Here is a 13307-nt window from a genome sequence, read left to right as displayed (position 1 = left end):
ATTGTGTGATCATTCGAATGCGTAGGTGAACTCTCCGTCCTTGACATCGATGGCGACTTTCTCGACCTCCGCACCCTCCATCAGGCGGCGCAGGAACTCGTTGGAAATCTCCGGCAGCATGGTGTTGGTGACAATCGCGTCGATCATCCGCCCGCCGCTGTCCAGCTCCTGGCAGCGGTTGACGATCTCTTCGACCACCGCATCGGTGTATTCGAACGGCACCCCATGCGCCTCCTGCACCCGTTTCTGGATGCGGCCCAGCTGCAGCTTGGTGATCTCGCCGATCATCTCCGGGCTGAGCGGGTAATAGGGGATCGCCACCAGACGCCCCAGCAGCGCTGGCGGGAACACCTTCAAGAGCGGATCGCGCAGCGCTTTCGCCATGCCCTCCGGGTCCGGCATCAGGTCCGGGTCGGAACACAGATCCATGATCGTCTCAGTACCGACGTTGGAGGTCAGCAGGATCAGCGTGTTCTTGAAGTCGATGATGCGGCCTTCGCCGTCTTCCATGACGCCCTTGTCGAACACCTGGAAAAAGATCTCATGCACATCGGGGTGCGCTTTCTCGACCTCGTCCAGCAGCACTACGGAATAGGGCTTGCGCCGCACCGCCTCGGTCAGCACCCCGCCCTCGCCGTAACCGACATAGCCGGGAGGTGCGCCTTTCAGCGAGCTGACAGTATGGGCCTCCTGATACTCCGACATGTTGATGGTGATGACATTCTGCTCACCACCATACAGCACCTCGGCCAGCGCCAGCGCGGTTTCGGTCTTACCCACACCAGAGGTACCGGCCAGCATGAACACGCCAATCGGCTTGTTCGGATTATCAAGTCCTGCGCGGCTGGTCTGGATCCGCTTGGCGATCATCTTCATCGCGTGATCCTGGCCGATCACCCGCTGCGCCAGCCGCTCTTCCAGGTTCAGGATGGTCTCGATCTCGTCCTTGACCATGCGGCCCACCGGGATGCCGGTCCAGTCGCCGACAACCGAGGCCACCGCCTGATGGTCGACAATCGGCAGGATCAGCGCAGAGTCGCCCTGCAGCGTTTCCAGCTCCGCGTTCTTATCCTTCAGCTCCTGCATCAGCTTGGCGCGCTCTTCATCCGACAGCGGGCTATCGGCAGCGCCCTCCGCAGCGTCGTCCCCAGCATCCGGGGCAGCATCCACGGGCGCGGCCCCCTCCCGGAGCTTGGCGCGCAGCTCCAGAATGCCCTCGACCACCGCCTTTTCCTTGTCCCAGCGCTCGGTCAGCCCGGCCAGCCGTTCCTCTTCGGCAGCCTTGGCTGCTTCCACCGCCTCGCGCCGGTCGGCGACCTCATAGCCCGCGGTCTCGTCGCGGCCGATGATCTCCAGCTCGGTGGTCAGCGCCTCGATCCGGCGCTGGCTGTCATCCACCTCGGCCGGCACCGCGTGCTGGCTGACCGCCACCCGCGCACAGGCCGTGTCCAGCAGGCTCACCGACTTATCCGGCAGCTGCCGCGCCGGGATATAGCGCGCCGACAGGCTGACGGCGGCCTCGATCCCCTCGTCCAGCACCTGCACCCGGTGGTGGTTCTCCAGCATTGAGGCAATGCCGCGCATCATCAGGATCGCCTTCGGGATACCGGGTTCCTCAACCTTGACCACCTGGAAGCGGCGGGTCAGCGCCGGGTCTTTCTCGATGTATTTCTTATACTCGGCCCAGGTGGTGGCACCGATGGTGCGCAGGGTGCCGCGCGCCAGCGCCGGTTTCAGCAGGTTCGCGGCATCGCCGGTGCCTGCCGCGCCGCCTGCGCCGACCAGCGTGTGCGTTTCATCCACAAACATCACAATCGGCGTCGGGCTTGCCTGCACTTCGTCGATCACCTGGCGCAGGCGGTTTTCAAACTCGCCCTTCATACTGGCACCCGCCTGCAAGAGGCCCACGTCCAGCACCAAGAGCCGCACATCCTTCAGCGCCGGCGGCACGTCACCGCGGGCGATCCGCAGCGCAAAGCCCTCGACCACAGCCGTTTTACCCACGCCCGCCTCACCGGTCAGGATCGGGTTGTTCTGGCGCCGCCGCATCAGGATATCGACGATCTGGCGGATTTCCTCATCCCGGCCCACGATCGGGTCGATCTCGCCATTGCGGGCCTGTTCGGTCAGGTCGGTGCAGAACTGCTCCAGCGCCTCGCCCTTGCCCATCGCGCCCGGCGCCATCGACCCCGAGGCCTCGCCCGGTTCCGCCCCGCCGCCGGTGACATTAGAGCCGTCCTGCGCCCCCAGCCGTTCCTCGGGCGAGCCATCGGTGGCCTCGTGGAAATTGTCGGCCAGGTCATCAGCCCCGATCTTCGCCAGCTCCGGCGACATGCTGGACAGGATATTGCGCAGCGCCGGCGTCTTCAGCATCCCCAAGAGCAGATGGCCGCTGCGCACCTGGCCCGCGGAATAGAGCAGCGAGCCCCAGACCCAGCCGCGTTCCATCGCGTCCATCAGATGGTCCGAAAGGTCCGAAATCGTCGAGGCTCCTCGCGGCAGCATGTCCAGGGCGCGGGTCAGCTCGCTGGCAATCTTGCCGGTGTCCAGATCGTAATGCTGGATGATCCGGTGCATGTCGCTGTCCTGCTGTGCCAGCAGCTGATGCATCCAGTGCACCAGTTCCACATAAGGGTTTCCGCGCATCTTGCAGAACACGGTTGCGCTCTCGACGGCCTGGTATCCCAGCTTGTTCAATTTGCCAAACAGCGCCACGCGGCTGATCTCGGTCATCTCAAATCCCTCCCTCTACAGGCATCTCAGCCCCGGCGCCTAATCCCGGGTACAGGTACAAATCATTCACATCCGGCTGATCCGCATCCGGATCCGGGCGCGAGCGCACCCAGCTGGTATGCCCCAGCCGCGTGGTGCCGCCCAAGGATGCCCGCGGCACCTCGTCGCCCGCCAAAACAAGGTTCACATCCCAGTCCAGCACATCGCCGGCATAGGACCGCACAATTGCCCGCAGCCGGTTCAGGGCCGCGCCGCCCGGCAGCAGCCGTTCGTAATCTTCCAGTTTCAGCGGCCCGATGCGGATGCGGAATTTCGCGGTGCGGCTCCACACCTTGTCGCCGATGCTGGTGGTCTGCCCCAGCCCGCCATAGCCCAGCTGCCAGCGGTCGTCCGGCTCCAGCTCCAGCCAGCTGCCGACATATTCCTCCAGGGAGACCGGCACCTCAAAAAACGCCGACAGGATCGATACCAGCCCCTCGGCATTCTTGGCCCCCTTCGCCAGATGGCCCGCAAAATGCAGCTTGGCCAGATCCGGCATGTCGTCGCGGCTGGTGAATTTGAACCCGTTATAACCGATCAGCGACGCAACCTTGCGCGCCATCGGATCATCCGCCCGGTCAAAGCTGACGGCGGGCGAGCCTTGGGTCCAGGCCCGGTAGAGCAGACTCATCAGCCGGTGCGTCAGCATATCGGCAAAGGCCACCATCGTCGGGTCGCGGTGGTTGCGTTTGCGGTCGCGGGCGTATTCGGTCAGGTGCAGCGGCAGCGGGCCTTGCGGGCCGAACAGCCCGAAGAACCGGTTGGTCAGCACCGCCGGCTTGTCCCCCTCCGCCGGTTTGAACGCGGCAATGGTCGAGGGCGGAAACGCCAGTTCCGCCTCCTGCCCCAGGCGCAGCCGGTCCTGCCGCGGGCGGCGGCTTTCGCCCAGGCGCGGGGCGTCATCGAAATGTGCCTCCAATACCCTCAGGGCCTGAAAAACGTGGTGCTTTTCAGGGTCCATGGCCAGCCGGCCATAGAGGCTCAGATCATCCGGCCGAGGCCCTTTTCCGGTCGCCATCTGGCAATTTCCCCGCGTTTTTCGGTTTTCAGGACGGTCTCCGTGAACGAGTTGATGCTGGCATAACCGCGGAAGAACCGCTCCAGCACGGCTCCCAGCGCATAGATATTGCTGCCCTCGAAAAAACTCTCGTCAAAGCCCAGGGTGATCTCGAGACCCCGCACCGCAGTGGACAGCACCTCGTCGGTCATGCGCCGCACGATGGGCCGGGCGCCGACGGACAGGATGCCCTCCAGCTGCTTTTCCGTCACCCGGTCGCCCAAGGGCGCATAAAGCCCGACCAGCTCGCGCAGCGCCTCCGCCGACTGGCCCTTGCCGGTTTCCGCGATTGAGACATAGTTAAGGCTCAGATGCGAAATCAGCCGCCAGGCGGTATCGCCCTGCGCCAGGGTGGGATGCGGCCGGGTCGGCGACACCGGCAGCGTCACCTTCTTGACCGGGCCGCCTTCGGGCAGGTGGAATACATCGTCATTGCCGGTCGCCAGCAGCATCGGCAGATCGCGGTTGGTGCACAGTGCGTTGACCGCCAGCTGCTCCAGCCCGGCGGAATAGGGCGCCTGCGCCCGGTCCACCAGCGTCAGGAACACTTCCGATCCCAGATAGGAACTGCGCACCCCGCGCAGGCGCTCCTTCTCCGACCGCTGCCGCATCCGCCGCTTGACGGTGTAATAGGCCGGGTGGCTCTCGCCTGCTGCGGTGAAATCATTGGCGGAATAGAACGGGCGGAAAATTACGTCATCCTCCCCCTCGCCGCTGATCCCGGTCACGCTCTGCAATCCGTAAATCTCGAAATCGAGGCCCGCAGTGCGGTTCGGAATCACATGATGCTCGGTATCAATCGGCGAAATCCGCACCCGGTCGCAACGCTTTTCGAACAGGTTCACGGCCGGCACCGCGTTCAGCTTGAACACCTCCGGCACCACGATCGGCGCAATCTCCGGCATCCCTTCGCGCAGCAGGATATAAAGATCCACCTCATCGCCCGCGGATTTTTCCAGACCCGCCTGCAGCCCCTGCAGCTCGACAAAGCGGAACCGCTCCGGCATCGCAAAATATTCCTGCAGCAGCCGGTAGCCGTCATAGACCCGGCGCGGCAGCGGCAGCAGCGCCTCCTCAGGGCTGAATCCCTTGTGCGCCACCTTGGCACCGCGCAGCGGCAGCTGCCAGTCGGCCCGCCGGTCGGTGGAGCGGGCGACAATCCCCTGCACCTGCGTGCACAGCAGTTCCAGCAGCGGCCAGCTGTTGCCCGCCTCGCCGGTCAGGTACAGCGACAGCTTGTCCATCTCCAGCTTGCTGATCGGATCGCCGTCGATCCGCTTGATGCGCAGCCGGATGCCTGCCCGCGCGTCATACCCGGTGGCAACCCCTGCCGCCACCAGCTCGCCGCGCCCGTCAATATACTGCGCCTCGGTGATCTGGATCGGCCACATCGTCAGATCGGCAGAGGTGCGGAACTCGCACGGCGTCTGCTCGCCCTCGGTCAGCCGCGAGCGCAGGGTCGATCCCCGCTTCAGCACATAGCCGCTTTTCACCGCCGAATTCGCCACATCCGGCTCAAACGCCGCGATCATCATCGAGGGCGTCGGCGCCAGGTAATGCGGGTAGATGATTTCCAGAAGGTTGGAGGTGAAGTTCGGATACTGCAGCTCCAGTTCCAGCTGCACCCGCGCGGTCAGAAACGCGGCGCCCTCCAGCAGCCGTTCGACGTAAGGATCAAGAACCTCGACCCCCTCCATGCCCAGCCGGGCGGCGATCTTGGGATAGGCGGCAGCAAACTCCGCGCCCATGTCGCGCAGGTAGTTCAGCTCATTCTCGTAATGGGTCAGCAGCCGTGTATCCATCACATGGCCCTTTCCATCTGAACTTCGCCGGTGGTCAGATCAACCTTGCTGCGCAGATACAGTTCCAGCGGCATCGGCTGTGCCCACATGTCGGCGCGGATCTCCAGCCCCACGGTCATCTCGGTCGCATCCGTGCCATCCTGCAGGCGCACGTCGACAGAGCCTTCGATGATCCGCGGCTCATAGGTGGCAATCGCCCGTTTGATCGACCGGCGGATCGCCTCCGCCTTCTCGGTGGTCGAGGCCTCGCCCGCCACTTCGATCAGCCCGTAGTTCAGCACAGACTTGGACACCGACGGGTATTTCTCCGCATCAAAATGGCTTTCGACATTCTGGGTGTTCAACAGCCAGGACAGATCGCGCTGAATGATTTCCCGCAGCCGCACAAGGTCGATCACCCGGCTCTCGCGGGTTTCCTTCTGATCGCCAGGCGCATTGTCGGTCAGCCGGTCCAGCAGCGAGGGCTGCAGGCGCTCGGCCAGTGTCTTGTCAGCCATTCTCTTCGCCGTGCCCATCCATCCGGAGTGTGCGCACGTCCATGATGGCAATGTCCTCATCGCCGATCGCCAGCAGCCGCTGGCCCAGACCGGTATAGGTTTCCTCGCCGGCATCCTCCCACACGGTGGCGCGCGCCAGCATCGACAGACCGTCGGCCTTCTCGCTGCCGGGATAACGGGTCGGGATCATCGCGGCCACTTCGCCGCCGCCCGCCAGGGTCAGCGTGCCGGCGGTCCAGACCGCGTCGCGCAGGTCGCTCGGCTCTTCCGCCTCAAAGGCGACGATCTTGGAAAACGGCAGCCAGTAGTATTTGCCGTTGATCACAGCCTCCAGCACCGGCCCCAGCCGCATGTCGGCATCCGCAATCCATTCGAACCGCTTGCCGTTCACTTCGCCCGGGCTGGCCGGCGCGGCATCAAACGCCTTGGCGCGCAGCTCGGCGGCTTCTTTGGGATTGCCGGTTGCCAGCAGTTTCTGCGCCTCGATCAGATGTGCCAGCCATTCTTCCGGCTCACCCAGGATCAGCGGCGACTTTTCACCCGCAAACACCTTCTCGCGGTAGACCTCGCAGATGATCGCCTCGCGGTAGGCCTGTGCCATCACCGTGGCGCCTTCATCCAGTCCCGCCGCCGCCTTCAGCTGGGCAATCGCACGGTTCCAGTCGCCCAGCACGCACAACAGCTGGAACAGGAACACCCGCAGCTTCGGATTGCTCGCATCCGCGCGGATCTTGGCTTGCAGCGCCTCCAGCGCCGCCTTGGGATCACCAGCTTTCAGATGCTCTTCGGGGGTCATGGGGCTCTACTCCGCAACGGGGATGGATGCTGCAAATACGTCAGAAAAAACGGACCCCGGGCATGTAATATACCCGGGGTCCGCCAATTGGTTTACTCGACCTTGCCGGTCTGCACGTTCCACTTGAAGGTGCCTTCAGTGGTGAGTTTACCAGTCTTCTGGTTGGTCGACTTGTACTCATGCTCAATCGCGGCATAGGCCAGCGACCAGGTTTCTTCCGGAATGCCGTCTTCGCTGGCAGAGATCGAGTAGCTGTCGACAACCACGTCTTTCATCTTCCAGACCGAATAGACCAGCAGGCCCTGGCTGGCGCTGTCGCCCGAGCGGCACCAGTGCATGATGATTTCCGGGCGCACGGTGCCGTTGGCAACCGACAGCGCCAGATCGTTCGAGGCCTTGCCCATCTGCGAGGTCAGCTCGATCTTGCCGAAGTTGGAGTTCGCGTGCATCCGCTGGGTGGACCCCAGATCGGTCATTTCAACCGCGCGCTCCACGTTCCAGCTCGCCGACTGGATCACGATCCACTTCTTGTGGTTCTCCTCGGTTGCATCGCCTTCGATGTCCGAGATCTGTACGAACATGTTTGCAGCCATTTTGCTATCCTTTCAAAAATATTGAACTCTACTGCACTATGCTTGGTTAAGGCTGGGGAGTGGAAAATCAGCCTCCTTTTTCCGAGGGCAGTTTCGATACCAGCCGCAGCGAGACGGAAAGCCCCTCCAGCTGGTAATGCGGGCGCAGGAAGAATTTTGAGGTGTAATACCCCGGGTTGCCCTCGACCTCTTCCACAACCACTTCAGCTGCGGCCAGAGGTTTGCGCGCCTTCTCGGTCTCCGAAGAGATATCCGCGTTGAAATCAACATAATTGTTGATCCAGTCCTGCAGCCAGGACTCCATGTCCTGACGGCTTTTGAAGGAGCCGACTTTGTCCCGCACCATGCACTTCAGATAGTGCGCGAACCGGCATGTGGCGAACAGATACGGCAGCCGCGCGCCCAGATTGGCGTTGGCGGTGGCGTCCGGATCGTCGTATTCGGCCGGCTTGTGCAGCGACTGCGCGCCCATGAAGGTCGCAACATCGGTGTTCTTGCGGTGGATGAGCGGCATCATGCCGTTCTTCGCCAGTTCCGCCTCGCGCCGGTCGTCGATGGCAATCTCGGTCGGGCACTTCTGATCGACGCCGCCATCGGTGGTCGGGAAGGTGTGGCTGGGCAGGTTCTCCAGCGTGCCGCCGCTCTCGACGCCGCGGATGCGCGAGCACCAGCCGTACATCTTGAACGAGCGGGTGATATTCACCGCCATGCCATAGGCCGCATTCACCCAGCCGTATTTCTCGCTGCCGGCACCTGCGGTGTCTTCCTCAAAGGCGAACTCCTCAACCGGATCGGTCTTGGAGCCATAAGGCAGACGGCCCAGGAAGCGCGGCATCGCGAGCCCGACGTATTTCGCATCTTCGCTGTCGCGCAAGCTGCGCCATGCGGCATATTCCGGGGTCTGGAAGATCTTGGTCAGATCGCGCGGGTTCGACAGTTCCGCCCAGCTGTCCATCTGGAACAGGGTCGGCTTGGCGCCGGTGATCAGCGGCGCATGCGCGGCGGCTGCGATCTTGGACATTTCACCCAGCAGCTCGATATCCGGCGGCGAATGGTCAAAGTGATAGTCGGCCACCAGGGAGCCATAGGGCTCGCCGCCCAGCTGGCTGAATTCCTCGGTATAGATCTTCTTGAAGATCGGCGACTGGTCCCATGCCGTGCCCTTGAACTTCTTCAGGGTCTTCGACATTTCCTTCTTGGTGATTGGCATCACCCGGATCTTCAGCTGCTCATCGGTCTCGGTGTTGTTGACCAGATAATGCAAACCGCGCCAAGCGCTTTCCAGCTGCTGGAATTCCTCGTTGTGCAGGATCAGGTTCACCTGCTCGGTCAGCTTCTCGTCAATCGCCGCAACGATGCTCTCGATCGAGCGCAGCGCGTCATCGGAAATCAGCGCGGTGTTAGCCAGCGCCTGCTCGGCCAGGGTCTTGACCGCGCTTTCAACAGCGGTCTTGGCCTGGTCCGACTTGGGACGGAATTCCTTCTGCAGCAGGCTCGCGAATTCGGCAGAGCCAAAGGCGGCTTCACCAGCAGCGGCTTCCGCCTGGAGTTCTTCTTCAGCCATCTTCGTCCTCCGCTCTTATTCTTCGCTGTCGGCTTCGCCGCCGGGTTTCGGCTGCGCGGCCAGGGTTTTCAGCAGGCTCGGGTCCTGGATGATCTTGGAGATCAGATCCTCGGCACCGGTCTTGCCGTCCATATAGGTCATCAGGTTGCTGAGCTGGGTGCGCGCTTCCAGCAGCTCGCGCAGCGGCTCCACCTTGGCGGCAATCGCGGCGGGCTTGAAATCGTCCATGCTCTCAAACGTGATGTCGACCGCCAGGTTGCCCTCGCCGGTCAGCGTGTTGGGCACGGTGAAGGCGGCGCGCGGCGCCATCGACTTCATCCGGTCATCGAAGTTGTCCACGTCGATTTCCAGGAACTTGCGGTCCGCAACGGCGGGCTGCTCCACTTCGGATTTGCCCACCAGGTCGCTCATCACGCCCATCACGAAGGGCAGCTGCACCTTCTTCTCGGCGCCATACAGCTCCACGTCATATTCGATCTGGACCCTTGGTGCCCGGTTGCGGGCAATGAATTTCTGTGAACTTCCGGCCATCTAGGTCTCCTTACTCGTCTTGCTTTCACGGGGTCCGCAGCAGGTTCCGCCGCAGAAATTCCCCGTGTCCGTCAGTCGTCGTCTTCGTCAATCCCGCCGATCAGGTGGACGTTCTCCACCCCCTGCGGGGCCATGTCATTCATGATGGTGAGGAAGTCGGCCCCCACCAGCCGCTTGCACCGCTCCAGCAGGATCGGCAGCGGGCTGGAAGGTTCCGCCCGCCGGTAATAGCTGATGATGCGGTCCAGCGTGTTGGACACATCCGCGTGCGAGTTGATTGCCCCCGGCGCAGACGGCATCGCCCGCCCGCCAGCAGCCGGCGCTGCGCCGCCGCTGTCCTCCGCGCCGTCCTCTGCCGCCTCATCTTCCGCAGCATCATCCTCGGCGCTCAGATTGGCATAGGTGCCGATCCGCTTGCCGATCTGCTGCAGCAGCTTGATCAGCGCGCTCAGGTCCGGGCCCTGCCCCGGCGTCTGCTCGTCGAACACGGCAGAGATCGCGCGCACGTTCTCCTCCGCCGTCTTGACCGCAGCCAGCCGCGCCGCGACGATTTCCTCGTCGCTGTCCTGAAACGCCGCGCCGATGGTGGCGCTGTCCGGCACATGTTCCATGTCCTCCGGCGCCGCCATCACTCCTTCGGCAATTTCAATGTCGCGCAGACAGAACCGGCCAAAGCCGCGGCTCTCGCTCAGCGGCGCCCGGCGCAGCGACCGGTAGAGCGGCGAAGCCCCCGCCATCCCGTCCGGCTGGCCGCACAGATCCTGGATCGCATTGATCCGCATCGTAGGATCGCCGTCGTCCTCGTCCAGCTCCGGATGGCAGGTCTCCCAGAACTCTTCCAGGCAGCCGCGGATATAGGTGGTCACATCGGCAAAACCGGGCAGCCCTTCGGAGTGCAGCAGCGCGTCGCCCAGGAAAACGGCAGCGCGCAAATCGTGGCTGCGCTCCAGCACCTCAAGCGCCTTCTTCTGAACTTCGCGGTAGTCGGGATCGGTGGCCTCGATGGTCTCGTTGCCCACCACCGATTCTTCGCCCGGCTGGGCCGCCAGCTCCATCTCGGTGAAAGCCGGGTCATATTCGAGGTTCTCACCGCTAGGGGCATCATCCCCTTTGGATTGCAGCAATACTGCAGGATCCATCTTCTTTCGCCCCCCTGGGTGCATTCTTTTTTGGTCACGTTCCTGTGTGGTAACGTAACGGAAAGCAGGTGCCACTCTTTTCGGGCCTGGTGGTTAAACCTGCGGAAACCTCAAACAATAACTTGACCCCAAGAGAGCCTTATCGCCATCCTAATGTCAAACCTTTTCCAAGCATTCAACAGCGGCTGAATGATGAGTATTGATCGTATTTCTGGCAAAGAAGTCAAAGAGATGGTTCGCGAGGGGGCGAAGAAGCGGATGAGTTTCGCCTTCTGCCTGGACGCCAGCAAGGACCCGCTTCTGATGATTCAGCCGGGTAAGAAACCGGAAACCCTGAAAACACCGATGAAGAATGCGGGCGGCGGCCCGCCCATGGCCTGGGGCACCTATGTGGTGCGTTCCGGCGACATGGAGATGATCTGCGAAAGCGCGCCGCAGCGCATGGTCACCGAGCTCAAGAAATTCTTCAAGCGCAACCCGGCCAAGGTCAACGTGCTGTTCTACGATGACGGCGGCAACCTCCTGGACAGCCTCAAACCCGAGGCCTCCGGCGGCCAGGTGACAGAGGAAGACGCCTCCGACATTTCCGCCACCGGCATCGACGCCAAGGCCATCGCGCCGCTGAAGCGCCGCCTGAAACGCATCCAGCCGCGCATCGGCCTCGCCCCCGGCCCGCTGGAGCTGAAGCTGAAACGCGCCCTCGCCAAATCGGTCAGCCTGATCAACGACGGCCGCCTGCAGGAGGCCGAGACGATGATCGTGGTGATCGAACGCGCCGTGGCCCGCATCGGCGCCGACCGCGAGGATGAGGCCAAATCGATGAAGCGCGGCCAGCGCGAAATGGACCAGCGCTCCCTTGGCGCCCAGGTCAAACGCGCCCAGTCTCTGCAGGCCAATGTCGCCCGCGCCCCGGGCAAGGTCCGCGACCGGCTGGGCCGCGCGCTGCATGTGGCCGCCCGGCACCTGAAACGCCGCGACCTCGATTCTGCCCGCGACGCGATGGACAAGATTGAAAAGGCCCTGACCGCCCTGGTCTGACCCCGAACGCAGCCCGGCCCGCAGCGGTTGCGGGCCGGGCATCCACCGGAACCCGGAGACCGTGATGCCCATGACCCGTCTGCTGACTGCCCTCGCCCTGATCTGCCTGCCGCTCACCGCCGCCGCGGAAACCGGCCCGCTGCACGTTGAGCTGAACAAGACCGAAGAAATCGAGGGCGGCGGCTGCCGCGCCTTCTTCCTGTTCCGCAACCAGACCGGCAAAAGCTTCGAAGGCTTCGAGATGTCGCTGGCGATCCTCGACGGCCAGGGGGTGATCGACCGCCTGCTGTCGATCGACGCCGCCCCCCTGCCGGTCCAGCGCACCACCCTGAAACTCTTTGAGATCCCGGAAACCGCCTGCAGCAACATCTCCGAAATCCTGCTGCACGACATCACCTCCTGCCAGCCCCAGAACGAGGATCAGATGGACTGTTTCCCGATCCTGGAGCTCACTTCCCGCGCTGCCGCGCCGCTGGTGAAATAAGCCATGGCCGGCACCTGGGATATGCTCGGCACCGGCGGGCCAGTGATCGTGATCCTGGCCCTGATGTCGCTTCTGTCGCTGACGGTGATTGCCGTCAAACTGATCCAGCTCTGGCCGGTGCGCTCCGGCGGGCAAGCCCGCGAACAGGCGCTGACCCGATGGAAAGACGGCGACCGCAAACAGGCGCAGGACAGCATTGCAGGCGGCAAATCCCCGGCAGACCGGGTGATGACCTACGCCATGCAGGCCCTGCAGGAGGGCCTGCGCGGCCCGCTCTTGCAGGACGAACTCACCCGCCGCGGCAATGAGGAAGTCAGCCGGATGAATTCCCTCATCCGCCTCTTGGAACTGATCGCCATGGTCTCGCCGCTGCTTGGCCTTCTCGGCACCGTGCTCGGCATGATCCAGTCGTTTCAGGAACTGGAACTGGCGCAGGGCGCCGCCAACGCCTCGGTCCTCGCGGGCGGCATCTGGCAGGCGCTGCTGACCACCGCCGCGGGCCTGCTGGTCGCCATCCCCGCCGCCATCGCCGCAGGGCTTTTCGCCGCCCGCATCGACGCCGCCGCCCAGGCCATCGAAAGCGCCGCCGGCCGCCTGCTGCTGATCGACGGGTCGCGCTGACACGGGGGAACGCCGCCATGATGATCAACCGGCCCGCCCGACCCCGCGCCCTGATTTCGCTGGTGCCGATGATTGACGTCATGCTGATCCTCTTGGTGTTCTTCATGGTGACCTCCACCTATCTGAACCTTGACATGATCCCGGCGGTGAAACCGTCCGAGGCCACCGCCGCGGGCAGTCCCCAAACCCCGGCCGGCACCCTGATGATCCGCCTTGGCGCTGACGGTGTGCCGGTGCTGCGCGGCTCCGCTCTGGACAGCGAAACACTGCAGGCCACTCTCACTTCGGCAGTCGCAGACGAACCCCTGACCCAGGTGGTGATCCTCCCCTCCGGCGCTGCGCAAACCCAGGCGCTGATCACCGTGATGGACGCCGCCGCCCTGGCAGGCGTCACCCGCCTGCGCGTCTTGCGG

At 63.6% G+C, this 13307-nt stretch carries 13 protein-coding genes; 4 read left to right on the top strand and 9 right to left on the bottom strand.

What is annotated here, in order from left to right:
• Positions 1–9: 9 nt before the first annotated feature.
• From tssH to tssA, 9 genes are all read right to left on the bottom strand, one after another.
• Positions 10–2733: a type VI secretion system ATPase TssH gene (gene tssH / locus RA21_RS14725; RefSeq protein ID WP_019294625.1), complete on the bottom strand. Its 2724-nt coding sequence runs from the start codon at positions 2731–2733 to the stop codon at positions 10–12.
• Between the two features lies 1 nt (position 2734).
• Positions 2735–3790 (bottom strand): type VI secretion system baseplate subunit TssG, encoded by a 1056-nt coding sequence (gene tssG / locus RA21_RS14720; protein WP_039150170.1) that lies wholly within the window; start codon positions 3788–3790, stop codon positions 2735–2737.
• Positions 3754–5631 (bottom strand): type VI secretion system baseplate subunit TssF, encoded by a 1878-nt coding sequence (gene tssF, locus RA21_RS14715; protein WP_019294623.1) that lies wholly within the window; start codon positions 5629–5631, stop codon positions 3754–3756. Before tssF ends, tssG begins: the two co-directional genes overlap by 37 nt.
• Entirely contained in the window at positions 5631–6128 is a 498-nt protein-coding gene (tssE, locus tag RA21_RS14710) for a type VI secretion system baseplate subunit TssE (RefSeq protein WP_019294622.1), read from the bottom strand. Before tssE ends, tssF begins: the two co-directional genes overlap by 1 nt.
• Positions 6121–6924, bottom strand: coding sequence for a type VI secretion system accessory protein TagJ (locus tag RA21_RS14705; protein WP_039150167.1), 804 nt, complete (start codon positions 6922–6924; stop codon positions 6121–6123). The genes tssE and RA21_RS14705 overlap by 8 nt, the downstream gene beginning before the upstream one ends.
• Positions 6925–7016: 92 nt before the next feature.
• Positions 7017–7505 carry an Hcp family type VI secretion system effector gene (locus RA21_RS14700; RefSeq protein ID WP_152610560.1) on the bottom strand — a complete coding sequence of 163 codons (489 nt, stop codon included), beginning with the start codon at positions 7503–7505 and terminating at the stop codon, positions 7017–7019.
• A 79-nt stretch (positions 7506–7584) separates the two neighbouring features.
• A complete protein-coding gene (gene tssC, locus RA21_RS14695; protein ID WP_039150165.1) occupies positions 7585–9081 on the bottom strand; it encodes a type VI secretion system contractile sheath large subunit in 1497 nt (498 codons plus the stop codon).
• Positions 9082–9096: 15 nt separating this feature from the next.
• Positions 9097–9612 carry a type VI secretion system contractile sheath small subunit gene (gene tssB, locus RA21_RS14690; protein WP_039137234.1) on the bottom strand — a complete coding sequence of 172 codons (516 nt, stop codon included), beginning with the start codon at positions 9610–9612 and terminating at the stop codon, positions 9097–9099.
• Positions 9613–9683: 71 nt separating this feature from the next.
• Entirely contained in the window at positions 9684–10751 is a 1068-nt protein-coding gene (gene tssA / locus RA21_RS14685) for a type VI secretion system protein TssA (RefSeq protein WP_019294461.1), read from the bottom strand.
• Positions 10752–10940: 189 nt separating this feature from the next.
• Between tssA and RA21_RS14680 the strand changes: the two genes are divergently transcribed.
• From RA21_RS14680 to RA21_RS14665, 4 genes are all read left to right on the top strand, one after another.
• Complete coding sequence (locus tag RA21_RS14680) at positions 10941–11789, top strand: hypothetical protein (protein WP_241480983.1); 849 nt, start codon at positions 10941–10943, stop codon at positions 11787–11789.
• Positions 11790–11853: 64 nt separating this feature from the next.
• Positions 11854–12273 (top strand): hypothetical protein, encoded by a 420-nt coding sequence (locus RA21_RS14675; RefSeq protein WP_019294463.1) that lies wholly within the window; start codon positions 11854–11856, stop codon positions 12271–12273.
• A 3-nt stretch (positions 12274–12276) separates the two neighbouring features.
• Positions 12277–12894: a MotA/TolQ/ExbB proton channel family protein gene (locus tag RA21_RS14670; protein ID WP_039150161.1), complete on the top strand. Its 618-nt coding sequence runs from the start codon at positions 12277–12279 to the stop codon at positions 12892–12894.
• A 17-nt stretch (positions 12895–12911) separates the two neighbouring features.
• The coding region (locus RA21_RS14665; RefSeq protein ID WP_039150160.1) for an ExbD/TolR family protein at positions 12912–13307 on the top strand (396 nt) is incomplete at its 3' end.

The organism is Leisingera sp. ANG-DT, assembly GCF_000813785.1.
Lineage (GTDB): Bacteria > Pseudomonadota > Alphaproteobacteria > Rhodobacterales > Rhodobacteraceae > Leisingera.
Note: the sequence above shows the minus strand (reverse complement) of the source record. Positions and strands in the feature narration are given on the sequence as shown.

Excerpts from the sequence above, each read along its gene's own strand:
- tssC (WP_039150165.1), bottom strand. The coding sequence starts at position 9,081 with ATGGCTGAAGAAGAACTCCAGGCGGAAGCCGCTGCTGGTGAAGCCGCC.
- tssB (WP_039137234.1), bottom strand. The coding sequence starts at position 9,612 with ATGGCCGGAAGTTCACAGAAATTCATTGCCCGCAACCGGGCACCAAGG.
- tssE (WP_019294622.1), bottom strand. The coding sequence starts at position 6,128 with ATGGCTGACAAGACACTGGCCGAGCGCCTGCAGCCCTCGCTGCTGGAC.
- tssH (WP_019294625.1), bottom strand. The coding sequence starts at position 2,733 with ATGACCGAGATCAGCCGCGTGGCGCTGTTTGGCAAATTGAACAAGCTG.
- tssG (WP_039150170.1), bottom strand. The coding sequence starts at position 3,790 with ATGGCGACCGGAAAAGGGCCTCGGCCGGATGATCTGAGCCTCTATGGC.
- RA21_RS14700 (WP_152610560.1), bottom strand. The coding sequence starts at position 7,505 with ATGTTCGTACAGATCTCGGACATCGAAGGCGATGCAACCGAGGAGAAC.
- RA21_RS14670 (WP_039150161.1), top strand. The coding sequence starts at position 12,277 with ATGGCCGGCACCTGGGATATGCTCGGCACCGGCGGGCCAGTGATCGTG.
- RA21_RS14680 (WP_241480983.1), top strand. The coding sequence starts at position 10,941 with ATGATGAGTATTGATCGTATTTCTGGCAAAGAAGTCAAAGAGATGGTT.
- RA21_RS14675 (WP_019294463.1), top strand. The coding sequence starts at position 11,854 with ATGCCCATGACCCGTCTGCTGACTGCCCTCGCCCTGATCTGCCTGCCG.
- tssA (WP_019294461.1), bottom strand. The coding sequence starts at position 10,751 with ATGGATCCTGCAGTATTGCTGCAATCCAAAGGGGATGATGCCCCTAGC.
- RA21_RS14705 (WP_039150167.1), bottom strand. The coding sequence starts at position 6,924 with ATGACCCCCGAAGAGCATCTGAAAGCTGGTGATCCCAAGGCGGCGCTG.
- tssF (WP_019294623.1), bottom strand. The coding sequence starts at position 5,631 with ATGGATACACGGCTGCTGACCCATTACGAGAATGAGCTGAACTACCTG.